Below are 17473 nucleotides of genomic sequence, written 5' to 3'. Positions count from 1 at the left end.
CGGACGCGGGGTGGAGCAGCTCGGTAGCTCGTCGGGCTCATAACCCGAAGGTCGTCGGTTCAAATCCGGCCCCCGCAACCAACTATTTGTGTGCATGGCACGACCTCGGTCGCTGCGGTGCTGCGAACACACAAACTGCTACTGCTCGGCAGGCTTGTGGTGAAAAGTCCTGGCAACAGGCAACAATTCGGACGCGGGGTGGAGCAGCTCGGTAGCTCGTCGGGCTCATAACCCGAAGGTCGTCGGTTCAAATCCGGCCCCCGCAACCAACTTACTGTTTTTCCCTTCTGTAATTTCTCTTATTCCCGTATCCCTGTTTATCCCCCTGATCTTGCACATTAATTTCAAGATGCTGGTCGTTCCTGGCATTTGTTCGGTATCATCTTGGCTTCTGTTCATGGATGAGGCCTGCTCCTATGGTACAACCCTTTCGTTATCTTCCTCCCGCTCTGGCTATCGAGTCCCTGACCCTGACCCAGGTGCTGGCAAGCGCTGCCACCGTCAAGCTCTTGCTGCTGGCCGAGACCGAGCGTGACAAGACGCTGGCACAGCCCGAATTTGCCGGTGTGGCGGCCCAGATAGCCCTGGGTCAGAAGGCGCCCTATCGCCTCGCTGATCGGGGCGGGCTGCAACTGGTGGTCTTCCTTGCCCCCGACCTCACGCGGGATCATAAGCTCTACAAGCAGGTGCGCGGCTGGCTTGCGCCGCTCGCGGGCCTCAATGTGGAGACGCTGGCGCTACACCTGGCCGGTTTCGATGACGCCCGCCGGGCCGAATTGGCCGAGCTGGTGCTGTCGACCCTGCTCGCGGCCAATGTGGCGCTGCCCCATCACAAGCAACAGGCCGATGCCCCCGTGCGCCATCAAACCATCACCATATCGCCTGCCTGCGCCCTGGATCTGACCCGGATCCTGGCCGAGGCCGAAGGCAATGGCCTGGCGCGCCACCTCGCCGTGCTGCCCGCCTCGGACCTGACGCCTCAGCATTATCGCGCCCTGGCCCGAGACCTGGCCAGGGAGGAGGGCTGGCAGTGGCAGGAGTTTGATGAAACCGAGTTGACCCGACTCGGCGCCGGTGCCTTCCTGGCGGTGGCCAGGGGCTCGGATGATCATCAGGCGGCCATCGTCAAACTCAGCTATCGCCCGGCCAATCCTGAGCGTCGCCTGGCCCTGGTGGGCAAGGGGATCTGCCACGACTCCGGCGGTTATAACCTGAAAGTGGGCGGCAGCATGTACGGCATGCACCTGGACATGGGGGGCAGCGCCGTGGCGCTCGGCACCCTGCTCGCCATCAGCCGGGCCAAGTTGCCCCTCGAGGTGCATTGCTGGCTCGCCATCGCCGAGAATCACATAGGCCCCAAGGCCTATCGCCCCGGCGAGGTGGTGACCGCCATCAACGGCACCACCATAGAGGTGGTGGACACGGACGCCGAGGGGCGCATGGTGCTGGCGGATGCGCTGGCCATGGCGGCGCAGGATGAGCCTGACTTGCTCATCGACTACGCCACCCTGACCGGTGCCTGCAAGCGGGCCCTCGGCAGCCGTTACAGCGGCGCCTTCACCAACCGTCCGGAGTGGCTTGGGGATCTGATAAGCCTCGGCCAACACAGCGGCGAGCGGGTCTGGCCCTTCCCGCTGGATGAGGATTATGACGACAACATAGAGAGTGAATGGGCCGATCTGCTGCAGTGTGCGCCGGGGGCATCGCCGGATCACATCGATGCCGCCCGCTTCCTCAGCCGCTTCGTGCCCGCCACCACCCCCTGGTTGCATCTGGACTTGAGCGGTTTTCGCAACAAGGGAGGCAACGGGGTGGTCAGCAGCGAGGTAACCGGTTTTGGGGTCAGGCTGACCCTGGATCTGCTCGCCAGCCCCTTGCGCTGAGGCGTGTGACCAATGAGCAGCGCGCCGCAGGGCGCGCTGCAACCACAAGATGTAAGGATAAGTGTGAAACAACCAAGTTATGACTGGGTGCTGTTCGATCTGGACGAAACCCTGCTCGATTTCCCGGTCGCCCAGGCCCTGGAGCGGACCCTGCAGATCTACGGCGTCATGCCGACCCCCGCCAAGATGGCGGAGTATCACGAGCTGAACCACCGCCTGTGGCAGCAGTACAACAGCGGTGAAATCGACGCGGCGCACCTGCAGCAGACCCGTTTCTCCCTGTTCGCCGAGCAGGTGGATGTGGCGCCCATGGCCATGAACGATGCCTTCTTGCAGCAGATCATCGCCCTGAGCGAGCCGCTGGAGGGGGTGACAGAGACGCTGCTGGCCCTGCAGGGGCGGGTGCGCATGGGGATCATCACCAACGGTTTCAGCCTGCCCCAGCGCGGGCGTCTCGACAAACTGGGTTGGGGTGACTGGTTCGAGCCGCTGGTTATCTCGGATGAGGTGCATGTCACCAAGCCCGCCGCCGCCATCTTCCAGCATGCCCTCGACTTGATGGGGCAACCGAGCCCGGCCCGGGTGCTGATGGTGGGGGACAACCCCAAGACCGACATCGCGGGCGCGGCGGCCCAGGGGCTGGCCACCTGCTGGTACAACCCGCAGCGTCACGACACGCCGTGCGAGTCGACCCACGAGATCCACCACTTCGCCCACCTGGCCGATATCGTGCTGGGACAATAAGCGAAGAGGCCAGGATGGAATCTGTAATGAAAAAGGCAGCCCAAGGGCTGCCTTTTTGCATTTTAGCGCGTTCTGTTATCGCACTCTCTTATTGCACTCTCTTACCACACTCAGCTAGGACGCGAGGCGGCCGAGCAGCCAGGCCTCCAGCAGGGCGACACCGGGCGCCAGCACGCGCTCATCGAAGTCGAACTCAGGATGATGATGGGGCGCGGACAGATCGGATCCCAGGATCAGATAAGCGGCCTCGCCACCGCTGCGCTGCACCCGCTCGATAAGGAAACCGGCATCTTCGCTGGCCCCGAAGCGGCGGGTATGCACCGTCTCCAGCTTGAGCGCCTGTGCCAGCGGCACTATCTCCTCTAACAGGGCCGGACTGTTGTCGATGCCGATAGCTTCCCCCTGCTTGCGGATGAGGTAGGTGGCCCCCTGCATCAGGGCGGCCCCTTCCACTATCTGCTGCACCTGGCCAAACATGTAGTCGTTGAGCTCAGGGGTCGCCCCTCGGGTCTCCCCCTGCAGGCGAGCATGGCCCGGGATCACGTTGCGGCCGCTGCCGGCGTGAAGCTGGCCTATGTTGATGCGGGTCATGCCATCCCGATGGCGGGGAATGCCGAGCATGGCGGTGGTGGCCATGCAGGCCGCCGCCAGCGCATTGTTGCCGGCGTTGGGCTCAAGCCCTGCATGGGCGGCGCGTCCCATCAGTTCCACATCGAACTTGGTGGAGCAGAGAAATTCGGTGGGATTGACTACCAGCTCGCCACTCTTGGCATGAATGCCGATGTGCAGCGCCAGCAGGGCATCCACGTCGTCGAGCTGACCGCCCGCCGCCAGTGCCTTGCCACCGCGGCAACCCTCTTCGGCGGGTTGGAAGAACAGCTTGATACGACCATTTAGCCGCTCGGCCAGGGCGCTGATCCGCTCGGCCAGCACCAGCCCGATGGCGGTGTGGCCATCATGGGCACAGGCGTGCATCCAGCCTGGGTTGCAAGATTGCCATTCCCCCTGGCTCGGAGCGTGCTGTGCCTCCTGACTCTCATCCACCTCGACCGCGTCTATGTCGAAGCGAAAGCCCAGGGTAGGGCCGGGGCGGCCGCTGTCCCACAATCCCATCACGCCGGTGATCTCATCGATGCGGGCCAGCCAGTCGGGATTGGCGCCCTGGCGCAGGGCGCGCTCTTTCTGGGCCGTGACGTCGATTTCCCGTCCCATGATGAGATTGCTGGCGAGCAGTTGGTCGCCCAGCATGACGTCGAATCCGAGCTCCGAGAGGCGGTGAGCGATGAGAGAGCTGGTTCGAAATTCACACCAGGCCGCTTCGGGGTGACGATGAAGATCGCGGCGCCAGTGGCGCAGAGCATCCTGAGTCATGATGATTCCTGTATGGCGAGTCCAGCGGACATTGTGACGGGCAGGGGAGTCTGAGTAAATGCCGATGACAGAAATGCAACAAGGGGAGCCAGTGGCTCCCCTTGTTGGGTGGTCATGATGGTGGCGGTGATAAAATACTCGCCAACTCGTGAAAAATGCCGCTCTTGTCTGGCATTCATCATCAATCCATTAAAAAACCAATATAGCGTTCAATCTGCCAGCGTTCAGGGGATTGCAGGACGGGAGTCGTGCAATATTCTGATCGATTAACCGGCTCAGAGCTGCGCCAGCGAGGGCAGAGAGACGGCAACCAGAGTGAAAAACACGGTAAAAACGGCGGTAACAACGAACTCTTTCATTATTTTGTCTCCCTTTGCTGACTGTTGATGAGACCAAGATACCATACTGGTCCGGTAAAACAACGAAAAATGCAATTATATGGCAAATATCGACTGCTGAGCTCGTAACTGTGTATTTTTATATTTTTGTGGGTGTTTTATCACCTTGGCTACGGTGGGTGCATATGTGAGTCGATAGATTTACTGATTTATGCTTTATATACAGTAAGTTGCGTAATGTGATTTGTTTGTTTTGATGGGATTTGCATGGGGCCTTTTTGTATATTGGTAAGTTTTCTATGCCTAACCAGCGCCATAATGCGCCTGAAAATGTCGCCATGAGGGGATTGGTCATGGTTGATGCGTCATTTTCGGCACCTCATCACTTTATGGGGAGCGATATGCCACAAACCCAGTCATGGCAGCAGGTTAACGACATGCTCTGACCATGGATTTTCAATTGAGGGTCAGAAAAGAGGGGTAACGTGCGCCAATAGCGGCCTGGTTTAAGCCTTTGGCGGTGGGAAAGAGGCGCATCTCTTATGTGAAGTGAACCGTGCTCTTTTCATCATCATCGCGATGTAGCCGGCGCCGGAGTGAGGCAAGGCCCTAAGAGAGAGCAAGGATGAAGATATGAAAGGTTAAAAGAGGAGATGGATAAGGCAATTGAATGCACAGCCACGCCGGAGCTGAAAGTCGGGTGTAGGCAGATACGCAGAGCCCTGAGTACCGCCAATGCGCAGTGGGCGCAGACAGATGCGGCCAGGGTTAGGCCATGTGTGGAGTTCCTCCCATGACCACGCTGAGGGATAGGGAGAGTAAAGGACAAGGAAGGGAAGTGAGGAGAGGGAACTGAGTGTTGAGAGCCTAGGGGATATAAGGCTTGGGGCCTGTATCAGCAGACGGCGCGGTTCGGCAAACGTGGAAATATAAAAAAAACCCTCCAGAGGAGGGTTTTTGTCACAACAACCTGAATTAAGCACGATGGCTTAGAACAGGGTGGTGGAGAGATCGTACAACTCCTGGTTGAACGGGCGCTTGAGGTTCTCGATGCAGTCGATGATGTCGTGATGCACCATCTCGTTGCCTTGGATACCGACGCAGCGGCCACCTTGACCTGCCAGCAGTTGCTCGACGGCAAAGGCGCCCATGCGGCTGGACATGATGCGATCCCGCGCAGTCGGTGAACCGCCACGCTGGATATGGCCCAGGATGGTGGCGCGGGTTTCGCGGCCAGTCATGGACTCGATGTCCTTGGCCAGGGCATTCACGTCGGTGACGTGCTCACAGATGGTGATGATGGCGTGACGCTTGCCTTTGGCTTCGCCTTCCTTGATCTGCAGCAGCAGCTTCTCTTTATCGAAGGCCACTTCCGGCACGATCACGTACTCGGCGCCACCGGCGACGGCGGCAGACATGGCCAGATCGCCGCAATGGCGGCCCATGATCTCGACCACCGAGATGCGGTGGTGGGAGCTGCAGGTATCGCGCAGACGGTCGATGGCATCCACCACCACGTTCAGGGCGGTGTCAAAGCCGATGGTGAAGTCGGTGCCGGCGATGTCATTGTCGATGGTGCCTGGCAGGCCGATGCAGGGGAAACCCTCTTCGGTCAGCTTCTTGGCGCCCATGTAGGAGCCATCACCACCGATCACCACCAGGGCGTCTATGCCGTGTTTCTTCAGGTTCTCGATCGCTTCGGCGCGCACTTTCGGATCTTTGAAGGCGGGGAAACGAGCTGAGCCCAGGAAGGTACCGCCGCGGTTGACCACGTCGGAGACGCTGTGGCGCTCCAGTTTGACGATCCTGTCCTGGTGCAGACCGAGGTAGCCATCATAGATGCCGTAGACTTCCAGGCCATGATGCAGGCCGGCGCGCACCACGGCGCGGATGGCTGCGTTCATACCCGGTGCGTCACCACCACTGGTCAAAACACCAATACGTTTGATTTGTTTGGTCATGAGTGCCTCTGGATCTGAGTTGTCGAAAATCAATATCTGAAAATGCAGTCAGCCACTTTTACTATATCGGCTTTCCTATGAAAAAGAGGGTTCCAGTCCCATAGGAAAGGGAGATAGATGAAGAGGGGCCAGGCCCCTCTTCATGCGTGCCTTACTTGGCAGCGCCAGCGATGATCTGGGAGAAGTCGTCCACTTTCAGGGACGCACCACCCACCAGGCCACCGTCGATGTCCGGCTGACCGAACAGGTCGGCAGCGGTCGCGCCAGTGACTGAGCCGCCGTACAGGATCTGTACCTTGGCAGCCACGGCCGCGTCAAAGCCGGCCAGGTATTGGCGGATGTGAGCGTGGACGGATTGAGCGATTTCCGGGGTGGCAGTCTTGCCGGTACCGATGGCCCATACCGGCTCATAGGCGACGACGGCGTTCTCGAAGGAGGCGATACCACAACGGTCGATCACGGCTTTCAGCTGGGTTTCAACCACTGTGTTGGTGGTGCCGGCTTCGAACTGAGCCAGGGTCTCACCGATGCACAGTACCGGCACCAGGCCTGCTTTCTGGATCACTTCGTACTTGGCGGCAACCACGTCGTCGGTCTCTGCGTGCAGGGTACGACGCTCGCTGTGGCCCACCAGAGAGTAGGTGCAACCGAAGGCTTTGAGCATGGAGGGGGCGTTTTCGCCGGTGAAGGCGCCAGACTCGTGAAGGTCGGCGTTCTGGGCGCCGTAGGCGATCTTGGTGCCTGCGGTCAGTTGCTCAACCAGACCCAAAAAGATAACCGGCGGGCAGACGGCGACTTGTACTGAAGGATGAGCGGCAGCAGCCGGGGTCAGTCCTTTGATCAGGGCTTCTACAGAAGCCTTGGTGCCGTTCAGTTTCCAGTTACCCATTACCAGGTGCTGTCTCATCTTGTATATCTCCTAGGCATTTGATTGCGCGACATTATATGAATTGAACCGAGCCCAAGATAGCTGACCCGGCGGCAAATGACGTAATTTTTTTTCGCTTTCCTGATCCAAATCAGGAATGGAATCGTCGATCGCTCATTCGTTAACCTGACCCCGCAGACGGGCCCACCATACCCCAATCCACTCGTGAATGGCAGCCTCGGAATACATCAGATAACGCCCCTTGGGCAGGTAAGTGTAGAGGGGTTGCGGCTGCTGGCTCTGCTTGGCGGTGTAATCCGTGGGCGCCGGCACCGCATCGAGTCCCTGACCGCGATAGAGCGCCATGGCCCGCGGCAGGTGGGTGGCCGAGCTCACCAGTGCCACCCGCTTGCCCTTGAGCAAGCGAGCTATGCTGACAGCCTCGTCATGGGTGTCTTTGTTGTTTTCAAACAACGTCATGCGGGCCCTGTCTATCCCGAGACTCACCGCCATGCGGGCGTTGACCTCGGCATTCGACAGGGGATCCCCCGCCACGGCGCCTGAGAAGACGAGTTGGGCATCAGGATACGCCTCGGCCAGACGAACCCCCTCCAGGGTGCGGGCCAGCGCTATATTGTTCTGCCAGGAGCGCTCGGGGACGGCAGGATCGCTCACGTGACCGTTGCCGAGTACGACGATAGCTTCTATATCCGGGTGCTGACTTATCTCGAAGGGAGGGTAGGTCTGCTCCAGCGAGCGGGCCAGCTCATAGCTGACCGGCCGCATCCCCATCAGAGCGACGATCGCCAGGGAGAGGGTGGCCAACAGCTTGCCGGTCTTCTGGAAACGGGTGAACCAGAGCAGCAGCAGAGCCAGCACTAATAAGGAGAGGGAGAAGGGCAGCGGCATCAGCAGCTGACCCAGCCACTTCTTGAGTTCGAACAAAGGGGGTCGTCCTTGAGTTTTCAGCGGATCCGGGATGTGACAGAATACCTCTCTTTTTTCCTGTGGCCCAACCCTGTCTACGCCCCGATGGCGAGTCACCGACGGGGCGGCCGAAGATGAGTGTTGTCTTGAAGCAAGATCAGAGTTTTGACGGACGTGCCGACAAGTTCGCCCGCAACATCTACGACTCCACCAAGGGGCGCATTCGCACTACCGTGGTGTGGAGCGACATCGAAGCCTGCCTGGCGCGGCTCGGCAATCGGCCGCTGCGGATCCTGGATGCGGGGGGCGGCTTTGGCTACTTTGCCCAGAAGCTCGCGGCCATGGGCCATCAGGTGGAGCTGTGCGATCTGTCGGCAGAGATGCTGGCACTGGCCCGCACCCAGATCGCCGAGCAGGGGCTCGAAGACAGAATTCGTCTCATCCATTGCCCCATCCAGGATCTCAAGTCCCATGTGAGCGGAACCTTTGATCTGGTGCTCTGTCACGCCGTGCTGGAGTGGCTCGCCGAGCCGCGCCAGACCCTGCTCGGTCTGTTCCCTTTCGTCAATGCAGGGGGCATACTGTCGCTGCTTTTCTACAACCGCCACGGCCTGCTGTTCCAGAGCCTGGTGGTGGGCAATTTCGACTATGTACGCCAGGGGCTGAACAAGAAGCGCCAGACCGCCCTGACCCCCACCAATCCGCAGCTGCCTGAGCCGGTGTACGACTGGATCGGGCGAGGGGGGCTCAAGATCATCGGCAAGACCGGGGTGCGCGTCATCCACGACTACATGCGCCACAAGCAGGATCAGCACGAGAAGTTCGACGATCTGCTGGCCATGGAGCAGCAGTACTGCCGTCAGGAGCCTTTCGTCTCATTGGGTCGCTACATCCATGTGATGGCCCAAAAACCGGTCGCTTGAGACCCTGGGCCGTCGCAGTCGACGCCATTTTTGCGGGATACAGCCGCCGGGGCGCCCTTTAAGCCCTGGCCGATACACAACGCGCGGGAGCGATGCGTACATGAGGTGCGCGCCACCCCGCCGGTTATAACAACGAGATGATAACGTCATGATGAGTACATCCCGTACCCTGCCCGAGACGGTAGGATGGGTCAGGCAGGAGGGTCTGGCCTTGAGCCTGCCCACCGATCGGCTGGCCTTTCTGATTGCGATCAAGACACTCTCCGAGGATGAATCGGACTTGTCAGAGGCCGCGCTGCACGACGCCTTCGGCTATGTGAGCAGCGCCTTCGGCCAGATGGACGAGACCCAGAGCGGTCGCGCCAACAATGCCATCAACGATCTCATTCGCCAGCAACTGTTGTCGCGCTTCAACACCGACATGGTGGCGGGCGAGAGCCTCTATCGCCTGTCGCGCCTTGGCGTCGGCATCGTCGATTTCTTTCTGGAGAGCCGTCAGGTCGACTCCATCAAGCTCTCCATCCTGCTCGAGCACCTGGCCTCCGAGCTTGACACCGCCCGCAAGGCGGCGCTGGCTCTGGACACCCGCGAGCAGTGGGATGCCGAAGTGCTGCCCAGGCTCAGCTTCTCTCTTGAGGAGACCCTCGGGCGCATCGATCTCACCCAGCGCGCCATGGACGAGCAGCAAAATCAGGTCAAACGGGAAATCGCGGCCCTGTTGACCCAGAACTGGATTGACGCCATCCACAGCTGCGAGAAGCTGCTGCATGAAACCGGTCAGACCCTGCGGGAGCTGCAAGATACCCTGGACGCCGCCGGCCATCGCCTGCAGGCGGGGCTGCTCAACATTCAGGAAGCCGCTCAGGGACGGGACGATCTGTTCCACGTCGAGGAGCTGACTCACGCATTGCAGGGACGGCTGGATGTCATCACCTCCTGGGGCCAGCAGTGCATCGAGCTCTGGTCCCGCTATGACAGACACGTCCACAAATTTATCCGCAACGCCATCGACATGGACAAGAACCGCGCCTTCAGCCAGCGACTGCGGGAATCCATCCGCAACTTCGAGCAGCACAACTGGCAGCTGCGCATCGCCGAAGAGCCTCGCCTGTTGGAGCTGCGGGACGAAACCATCGCCATTCATGACGAAGAGGTGACCGGCGAGGTGCCCCTCGAGATGGAGTACCTGGAGATGGTGGACATCAACCAGGAGTTGGCGGAGCGCATCGAGCGCTACCTCGCCCGCTACCCCGAGCAGCGCTCCCAGCTGGACCTGGCCGACGTGCTGCGGGAATACCTGCTGGACTACCCGGCCCACGCCCACTTCGACGTGGCGCGCCTCTTGATAGATCAGGCCGTGCGCCTCGGCCATGCCAGTGGTGAACGTGAGCTTCACCACCAACCCGCATGGAAACCCATTAACCAAGCTGGATCCAAGGTTCAGGCCTATGTCATTGATCAATACTGAATTTCCCTTGCCGCTGCGACTGGCTGAGGCCATCGCCAACCCCTTGTTTCCGCGCATCGACACCGCCTTGCGCTCGGGCCGCCACATCAGTGCCGACGATTTCGAACAACATTCGGCCCTGGTGGAGTTTCACGGTGAGCTGGAGATCTTTTACGGCCGCTATCAGGTGGAGCTCATCAAGGCGCCGGAAGGCTTCTTCTACCTGCGCCCGCGCCCCAGTGCCGACATCGGCACGACCGTGTTGTCTGAACTCGACATGCTGGTGGGCAAGGTGCTCTGTTACCTCTATCTGAGCCCGGACCGCCTCGCTTCGGAAGGGGTGTTCGCCATGGGTGAGCTGCAGGAGGAGGTGCTGAGCCTCGCCGATGAGAAGCAGCTGCTGCGCATGGTCAACAGCCGCTCCGGCGGTACGGATCTGGACAAGAAGAAGCTCTTGGAGAAGATCCGCACCTCCATGCGCCGGCTGCGGCGCCTTGGCATGATCACGGCCCTCGGCAACGGCGACAAGTTCCGGGTAAACGAGTCGGTGTTTCGCTTCGCCGCCGACGTGCGCTCCGACGAGGATCCCCGCGCCGTGCAACTGCGCATGATCCAGGAAGGGGAAGCCATCTTCCACGACGACGAGATGCCGAGCAGCGATTCCCTGTTCGACGACATCGAGGCGGATCTGGACGAAGAGCAGCTGGAGCTGGAGGTGGAAGATGAGCAGCAAGGTTAAATTTTTGGCCCAAATGGGGACGACAGGTTTGATGGAGAGAGCGGCGTGAGAGGCAAATTCAAATCCCTGACCATGGTCAACTGGAACGGCTTCTTCGCCCGCACCTTCGATCTCGACCAGCTGGTCACTACCCTGTCTGGCGGCAACGGAGCGGGCAAGTCCACCACCATGGCGGCCTTTATCGCGGCGCTTATTCCGGATCAGTCTCTGCTTCACTTCCGTAACACCACGGAGGCGGGCTCATCCAGCGCGTCCCGGGACAAGGGGCTCTACGGCAAGCTGCAGCGCGGCCACTGCTACTCTGTGCTCGAAGTGATGAACAGCCGCGAGCAGCGGATCTGGGTCGGCGTACATCTGGAGCAGGTGGCGAACCGTGACAACAAGGTCAACATCACCCCGTTCGCCCTGGTGGATGTGCCGGCCAATCTGGCACCGACCGATCTCCTGCTGGAGAAACTCGACGGTGGCAAGGGGCGGGTGCGCGCCTTCACCGATCTGAAGGGCGCCGCCGCCGAGCTTGGCGCCATGAAGGTCGCCAAGTTCAATACGGTGACCGATTACCACAACTTCATGTTCGAGTTCGGGATTACCCCGAAGAAGCTGCGTGATCAGAAGGATCGCGGCAAGTTCTATCGCCTGATCGAGGCCTCCCTCTACGGCGGCATCTCGTCCTCCATCAGCCGCTCCTTGCGTGAATACCTGCTGCCGGAGAACTCAGGGGTGCGCAAGGCGTTCCAGGACATGGAGGCGGCCATCTACGAGAACCGCCGCACCCTGGAGGCCATCAAGGAGACCCAAGGTCAGCGGGATCTGTTCAAGAACCTGATCACCGAAACCACCCACTATGTGGCGGCGGACTATGTGCGCAACGCCGCCGAGAAGAACCGCCTCTCCGAGCTGGCACTCAAAGCCCGTGCCGAGCTCGCCGAGAAGCGCCGCATCCTGGCCGAAGAGAAGCAGCGCGCTATTTATCTGGCGGACGAAGTCGAGCAGCTCACCAGCCGCGAGAAGCTGCTGACCGACGAGCTGGAGTCTGCCGCCGAGCACCTGGCCAAGGTGATGGCCGCCGTCGCCCTGCAAAAGAAGATCGAGATGTATCGCGCCGATCTGGCGGAGCTCAACGACAAACTCGAGCAGCAACAGGCGGTGGTGGAAGAGATCCACAGCCAGCTGCTGGAGGTGGAGGAGCGCAAGGAGCTGGCGCAGGGGGAGGTCGATAGCCTCAAGACCCAGCTCGCCGACTATCAGCAGGCGCTGGATATCCAGCAGACCCGCGCCATACAGTACCGTCAGGCGGTGCAGGCCCTCGATACTGCCCGCGAGCAGTGCGAGCTGCCGGGGTTGACCGCTGAGCAGGCGAGCGACACCCTGCATCAATTCCGCACCGCCGAGCAGAGCCTCACCAGCCGGGTGCTGGGGGCCGAGCAACAGCTCGCCCTGGCGAAAGCCGCGGTGGCCGAACACCAGGCCGCACTGACGCTGCTGCTGGGCATCGCCCCCGAGACCGCCCGTGAGGCCGCCTGGCCCACGGCCCAGGCCCTGCTCAAGCGCCATATCGAAGACAAGGCCCGCATTGCCCAGGGGCAGGGGCTGCGCGCCGCTCTGGCTCGCCTGGAGAAAGAGAGCGAGAGCCAGAAGAACCTGCTGCGCCTGCGCGATGAGTTGGCGCAAGCCTCTGGTCAGCAGATTGGGAGCAGTGACGAGCTGGAGGTCTTCCTTGAGGCCCAGCGCACCCGTCAGGAAGAGCTCGCCGAGCAGCAGGCCGAGACAGCCCAGCGCCGCGCCAGCCTGGAGCATCAGGGCGCCCAGCTTGGCCGCGACATCAAGGATCTCACCGCACTGGCCCCGCGCTGGCTGAAATCTTTCGAGAAACTCGAGCAGTTGCGCGAACAGAGCGGATTGGCGCTCACCAGCGCAGAGGCGCTCTCCGCCGGCATGCAGACCGTGCTCGACAAGGAGCGCGAGTTCGAGCAGGAGAGCAACCGTATCCAGGCCCAAAAACAGGCGCTGGAGCTGCAAATTCGCAACCTGCAACTGGGAGCCGGGGAGGCGGATCCACGTCTGGCCCGCATCGCCGAGCAGGTGGGGGGCGTGCTGCTCTCCGATGTCTATGACGACATCTCCATCGACGATGCCCCTTACTATTCCGCGCTCTACGGCCCGGCCCGCAGTGCCCTGGTGGTGCTGGACCTTGAGGGCGCCATCGAGCGGCTGAAGAAACTGGAAGACTGCCCCGAGGATATCTATCTCATCCAGGGCAATCCGGATTCGTTCGATGAGGATCTGGTGGAAGCGGACGAGCTCGGCGACGCCGTGCTGGTGCGCACCAGCAAGCGTCAGGTGCGCTTCTCCCGCTACCCCGAACTGCCGCTCTTTGGCCGCGCCGCTCGCGAGAAACGTATCGAGCAGCTCGACCTTGAGCGGGAAAACCTCATCGAAGGCTACGCCAAGGCCGCCTTCGAGCAGCAGAAATACCACCGCCTCTACGGTCACTTCCGCGACTTTATCGGTGCCCATCTGGACATCGCGTTCAGAGCGGATCCGGAAGCCGAGGTGGAAGCCAAGCAGAGCGAGCTGCGCAAGTTGCAGGGGGCCATGGCCGAGTGTGACAAGCAGCTCGGCGAGGCCAAGGCCACTGCCGCCCAGCTGACCCGCTATATCCAGCTGGTGCAGGCCATGCTGCCCTTTGCCCACCTGTTTGCAGAGGCCGATCTGGCCGCGCGCCTCGAGGCCGCCCACGCCGATGTGGAGCGCCTCAAGGCAGCCGAGACCTTTATCGCCCAGCACGGTAAGGCGCTGGAGATGCTCGAGGCCAAGGTGCAAGTGCTGCGCCAGGATCCGCAAGATCTCGCCGCCCTGCAGGCCGCGTTCGACGAGGTGAGCGAATTGCTGGCGGAGCAGAAGCGCCGTTGCTATGCCCTCGATCAGCTGGTGGCCCGTCTGCCGCACTTCGCCTACCAGGATGCGCAAGACCTGCTCGGCAAGGCGTCCGAGATGAGCGAGCGGCTGAAAGAGAAGCTCAAAGCCGCCGAGCTGGCCGCCCGCACCGCCACCGAGCAGCACAAGCAGATTGCCCAGCGCCACACGGAGGCGCTGCAGGTGCGCACCGCACTGCACTCGAGCGTAGAGGCCAAGCGCCAGACCCTGAGCGAGTTCGAGCAGGAGCTGGCGGCCATGGGGCTGACCCTGTCCGCCGACATGGAAGAGAAGTCCCGCGCCCACAAGAAAGAGATCGAAGAACTGCTCATCCGCACCCGCTCCCGTCGCACCAGCGCCGAGGCCCAGTTGCAGGTATGCAAGCGCGAGATCGAATCCCTTGGCGGTCGTTTGAAGCTCGAAGGCAAGGACTATTTCGGCGCCCGCAAATCCCTGGTGGGTCACAAGGCGAGCTGGTCGCGGGTGGTGCGTCTGGCGCGCGACACGGACGTCGAGAAGCGTCTGAACAAGCGCGAGCTGGCTTACTTAGACAGTGACGAGCTCCGCTCCATGTCGGATAAGGCATTGGGTGCCCTGCGCGTTGCCGTGGCTCACGACGAGGCCCTGCGCGATGCGCTGCGTCTGTCCGAAGGCAACCGCAATACCGAGCAGAAGGTCGGTTTCTACGTGCAGGTCTATCGCTACCTGAAGGATCGCATTCGTAACGACATCATCCGCTCGGACGATCCGGTGGAGGCCATCGAGGAGATGGAGATCGAACTGGCGCGCCTTGCCGATGAGCTCAAGCAGCGGGAAACCCATCTGTCCCTCTCCTCCCACGAGGTGGCGGCCAAGATAACCAACATCATCCGCCGCGAGCAGAACCGCATCCGGGTGCTGAACCAGGGGCTGCAGAACATCGCCTTCGGTCTGGTGCGTGGGGTGCGCCTCAACGTCAATATCCGCGAGGCCCACACTCGCCTGCTGACCGCGCTGGCGGACCAAACCGCCATGCACAACGATCTGTTCGCCGACAAGGAGCTCAGCTTCTCCGAAGCCATGGCCAAGCTGTTCCAGCGCCTGAACCCGCAGATAGAGCAGGGGGAGCGCAGCTATCAGGTGATGGGCGATGTCTTGCTCGATTATCGCAACTACCTGGAGCTGGAGATCGAGGTACAGCGCGGTGCCGATGGCTGGCTGCGGGCCGAAAGCGGTGCGCTCTCCACCGGCGAGGCGATCGGTACCGGTCAGGCCATCCTGCTGATGGTGCTGATCAGCTGGGAGGAGGAGTCCCGCCGCCTGCGCGGCAAGGATATAGCCCCTTGCCGCCTGTTGTTCCTGGACGAGGCGGCGCGTCTGGATGGCAAGTCCATCGCTACCCTGTTCGAGCTGTGCGAGCGGCAGGACATGCAGCTCTTGATCGCGGCGCCCGAGAACATCAGCCCGGAAAAGGGCACCACCTACAAGCTCATCCGTAAGGTGCAGGGCAAGCACGAGCACGTGCACGTGGTGGGCCTGCGGGGCTTTGGGTTTGCCGATGACAAGCTCATCGCCTGATGCTGCTGACCTGACACAGGTTGACGGGTGAACACACAAACGGGAGGCTTGGGCCTCCCGTTTTCTATGAAAAATGTGAGAGAGTAGGCCCCTGTTTGCGGGAGCAAGATCGGCGGTGGCAACCTGGTCACCGGGCCGGTGTGGCGCCGCAGAATGAATCGAGGAAGTGGATGATGAGAACCATGGTTCAAAAGGGGCTGTTGTTACCCCTCAGCCTGCTGTTGGCAGCCTGCAGCAGCCAGCCGGAGGCCAGCAAGAGCGGCAACTGGCGCGGTTATAGCCAGACCGGGCTGGCGTCTTACTATGCGGATCGCTATCACAACAAGAAGACGGCGAGCGGCGAGCCCTACAAGAGCAACGCCAACACGGCGGCTCACATGACGCTGCCCTTCGGCTCCCTGGTGAAGGTGACCAATGTGGCCAACGGCAAGAGCGTGGTGGTGCGGGTCAACGACAGGGGCAACTTCCCCAGGGGGCGGGTGATCGATCTCTCCAGAGCCGCGTTCAGCACCATAGGCAATACCCGAGCCGGTCTTATCAAGGTCAATCTGGAAGTGATGTAAGTGTTGTTGACTGCATTGCCCTGATTTTAATTGTTGTTTGTGCTGCTTTTGTTTGAGTTTGTGGTTGTTTGTGTGGTCGCGGCGTCATCAGCAGGATCCCGTCCTTGGGTCGCCCTGCTAGCCGAGATGTCGGGAGCCGATACCCGACTTGATGCCCGCCAGGATCCGAAGAGGATCCGCAAGGAGCGATAGGAATAAGGAGCGATAGGAGTATGGAAAACAACGCCTGGCTGGTGATTAGCGCCCATCGCAGCGAGTACCCTGAGCCCATCACCTTTGTGAAGGGCACCCCGCTCAGGGTGGGCGAGCGGTATGAGGGAGAAGAGGATTGGCAGGACTGGTTCTTCTGCCAGTGTGCGGGTCAGCAAGGAGGCTGGGTGCCGGCTCAGCTTATCGAGTGGCTGGACAAGGGCCTGGCACGCGCCCGGGAGGACTACACAGCCAGGGAGCTGAACGTGCAACCGGGTGATCAGCTTGTCGGCCATCGGATGATCAACGGCTGGATCTGGTGTGACAACGCCGAGGGGACGGCCTCTGGCTGGGTGCCGCTCGCCAATCTACGGGAGCGGCGGGAGCCATAAACCCTTAGTGGCGCCACGCCGCCCATCTGTGGTGTTATCCCAATCGCTGTTCAATAGGATGAACAGTCTGTCCATATTGTCCGTCTATACCCATCAATCGCCTGCTCTTACACTGCCTCTCATCTTGAAGGATATGCCCATGACCCGCTGGCGAGCCGCGGCGAGGGGCATCCCTGGCTTATGTGTCTCTTGATAGGGGAGTGTGATGATGAAAGCAGACAAACTGGTGTCGATAGCGGTACTCAAGGCCAAAACGGGCATGAGCGAGGCGCTACGGCGCGAGTTGCTCAAGCTGATCGAGCCGACACGGCGCGAGCCTGGCAACCTCGATTACGTGCTGTTCGAGCTCAAAGACGAGCCGGGCAGCTTCTATATGCGGGAGGCCTTCACCAGCCAGGCCGCGCTGGATGCCCACTGTGCCACCGACTACTTCCAGGCCTTCGCCCGCCAGGCCGATGAGCTGCTGGCCGAGCCGCTGCGGCTCATTTTTCTGGAGGAGATAAGCCCATCGCCATGATGGCGTCCTGAGCACCAGCCTGGCTATCGACTGACTCGGGCCCTGGCTTCGCTATCCTTGGCATAGGGAAGCCAGCGGCAGGATGCCAGCCATGGCAACACAGCGGCGGCTGGCGAGGGCAGTGGGTCATGGAGGAGG

Annotated in this window: 13 protein-coding genes and 2 tRNA genes; 11 read left to right on the top strand and 4 right to left on the bottom strand. The window is 61.1% G+C overall.

The window, feature by feature from the left end; all coding sequences use genetic code 11:
- Positions 1-4: 4 nt before the first annotated feature.
- The 4 genes from CUC44_RS14025 to yjjG all read left to right on the top strand — a co-directional run bounded on the left by CUC44_RS14025 (position 5) and on the right by yjjG (position 2627).
- Positions 5-81 (top strand) — tRNA-Met (locus CUC44_RS14025).
- A 111-nt stretch (positions 82-192) separates the two neighbouring features.
- Positions 193-269: transfer RNA gene (locus CUC44_RS14020), tRNA-Met, on the top strand.
- A 147-nt stretch (positions 270-416) separates the two neighbouring features.
- Entirely contained in the window at positions 417-1883 is a 1467-nt protein-coding gene (locus tag CUC44_RS14015; RefSeq protein WP_100860537.1) for a M17 family metallopeptidase, read from the top strand.
- A gap of 63 nt (positions 1884-1946) precedes the next feature.
- Positions 1947-2627 carry a pyrimidine 5'-nucleotidase gene (gene yjjG, locus CUC44_RS14010; protein ID WP_100860536.1) on the top strand — a complete coding sequence of 227 codons (681 nt, stop codon included), beginning with the start codon at positions 1947-1949 and terminating at the stop codon, positions 2625-2627.
- 114 nt (positions 2628-2741) lie between these two features.
- Here yjjG and CUC44_RS14005 read toward each other — a convergent pair whose 3' ends face one another.
- The 4 genes from CUC44_RS14005 to elyC all read right to left on the bottom strand — a co-directional run bounded on the left by CUC44_RS14005 (position 2742) and on the right by elyC (position 8110).
- Positions 2742-3998 (bottom strand): amidohydrolase, encoded by a 1257-nt coding sequence (locus CUC44_RS14005; protein ID WP_100860535.1) that lies wholly within the window; start codon positions 3996-3998, stop codon positions 2742-2744.
- Between the two features lie 1327 nt (positions 3999-5325).
- Positions 5326-6297: a 6-phosphofructokinase gene (gene pfkA / locus CUC44_RS14000; RefSeq protein WP_100860534.1), complete on the bottom strand. Its 972-nt coding sequence runs from the start codon at positions 6295-6297 to the stop codon at positions 5326-5328.
- A gap of 151 nt (positions 6298-6448) precedes the next feature.
- Positions 6449-7204: a triose-phosphate isomerase gene (gene tpiA / locus CUC44_RS13995; RefSeq protein ID WP_100860533.1), complete on the bottom strand. Its 756-nt coding sequence runs from the start codon at positions 7202-7204 to the stop codon at positions 6449-6451.
- 135 nt (positions 7205-7339) lie between these two features.
- Positions 7340-8110 (bottom strand): envelope biogenesis factor ElyC, encoded by a 771-nt coding sequence (gene elyC, locus CUC44_RS13990; protein WP_100860532.1) that lies wholly within the window; start codon positions 8108-8110, stop codon positions 7340-7342.
- 128 nt (positions 8111-8238) lie between these two features.
- Between elyC and cmoM the strand changes: the two genes are divergently transcribed.
- The 7 genes from cmoM (at position 8239) to CUC44_RS13955 (ending at position 17335) form a co-directional block, all read left to right on the top strand.
- Positions 8239-9015: a tRNA uridine 5-oxyacetic acid(34) methyltransferase CmoM gene (cmoM, locus tag CUC44_RS13985; RefSeq protein WP_100860531.1), complete on the top strand. Its 777-nt coding sequence runs from the start codon at positions 8239-8241 to the stop codon at positions 9013-9015.
- A gap of 148 nt (positions 9016-9163) precedes the next feature.
- Positions 9164-10483: a chromosome partition protein MukF gene (mukF, locus tag CUC44_RS13980; protein ID WP_100860530.1), complete on the top strand. Its 1320-nt coding sequence runs from the start codon at positions 9164-9166 to the stop codon at positions 10481-10483.
- A complete protein-coding gene (gene mukE / locus CUC44_RS13975) occupies positions 10464-11201 on the top strand; it encodes a chromosome partition protein MukE (RefSeq protein WP_042638131.1) in 738 nt (245 codons plus the stop codon). The genes mukF and mukE overlap by 20 nt, the downstream gene beginning before the upstream one ends.
- A gap of 45 nt (positions 11202-11246) precedes the next feature.
- A complete protein-coding gene (gene mukB / locus CUC44_RS13970; protein ID WP_100860529.1) occupies positions 11247-15674 on the top strand; it encodes a chromosome partition protein MukB in 4428 nt (1475 codons plus the stop codon).
- Between the two features lie 173 nt (positions 15675-15847).
- Positions 15848-16237, top strand: coding sequence for a septal ring lytic transglycosylase RlpA family protein (locus CUC44_RS13965; RefSeq protein ID WP_100860528.1), 390 nt, complete (start codon positions 15848-15850; stop codon positions 16235-16237).
- A 212-nt stretch (positions 16238-16449) separates the two neighbouring features.
- A complete protein-coding gene (locus tag CUC44_RS13960; RefSeq protein WP_100860527.1) occupies positions 16450-16818 on the top strand; it encodes an SH3 domain-containing protein in 369 nt (122 codons plus the stop codon).
- Positions 16819-17026: 208 nt separating this feature from the next.
- On the top strand, positions 17027-17335 hold the full coding sequence (locus tag CUC44_RS13955; RefSeq protein WP_100860526.1) for a putative quinol monooxygenase: 309 nt from the start codon (positions 17027-17029) through the stop codon (positions 17333-17335).
- Positions 17336-17473: the final 138 nt, after the last annotated feature.

This window comes from Aeromonas lusitana (assembly GCF_002812985.1).
Lineage (GTDB): Bacteria > Pseudomonadota > Gammaproteobacteria > Enterobacterales > Aeromonadaceae > Aeromonas > Aeromonas lusitana.
The sequence above is the reverse complement of the archived record's forward strand: the minus strand, read 5'-3'. Positions and strand labels throughout refer to the sequence as shown.

Excerpts from the sequence above, each read along its gene's own strand:
- CUC44_RS14015 (WP_100860537.1), top strand. The coding sequence starts at position 417 with ATGGTACAACCCTTTCGTTATCTTCCTCCCGCTCTGGCTATCGAGTCC.
- CUC44_RS14005 (WP_100860535.1), bottom strand. The coding sequence starts at position 3,998 with ATGACTCAGGATGCTCTGCGCCACTGGCGCCGCGATCTTCATCGTCAC.
- pfkA (WP_100860534.1), bottom strand. The coding sequence starts at position 6,297 with ATGACCAAACAAATCAAACGTATTGGTGTTTTGACCAGTGGTGGTGAC.
- tpiA (WP_100860533.1), bottom strand. The coding sequence starts at position 7,204 with ATGAGACAGCACCTGGTAATGGGTAACTGGAAACTGAACGGCACCAAG.
- mukF (WP_100860530.1), top strand. The coding sequence starts at position 9,164 with ATGATGAGTACATCCCGTACCCTGCCCGAGACGGTAGGATGGGTCAGG.
- mukE (WP_042638131.1), top strand. The coding sequence starts at position 10,464 with ATGTCATTGATCAATACTGAATTTCCCTTGCCGCTGCGACTGGCTGAG.
- CUC44_RS13965 (WP_100860528.1), top strand. The coding sequence starts at position 15,848 with ATGAGAACCATGGTTCAAAAGGGGCTGTTGTTACCCCTCAGCCTGCTG.
- CUC44_RS13960 (WP_100860527.1), top strand. The coding sequence starts at position 16,450 with ATGGAAAACAACGCCTGGCTGGTGATTAGCGCCCATCGCAGCGAGTAC.
- CUC44_RS13955 (WP_100860526.1), top strand. The coding sequence starts at position 17,027 with ATGAAAGCAGACAAACTGGTGTCGATAGCGGTACTCAAGGCCAAAACG.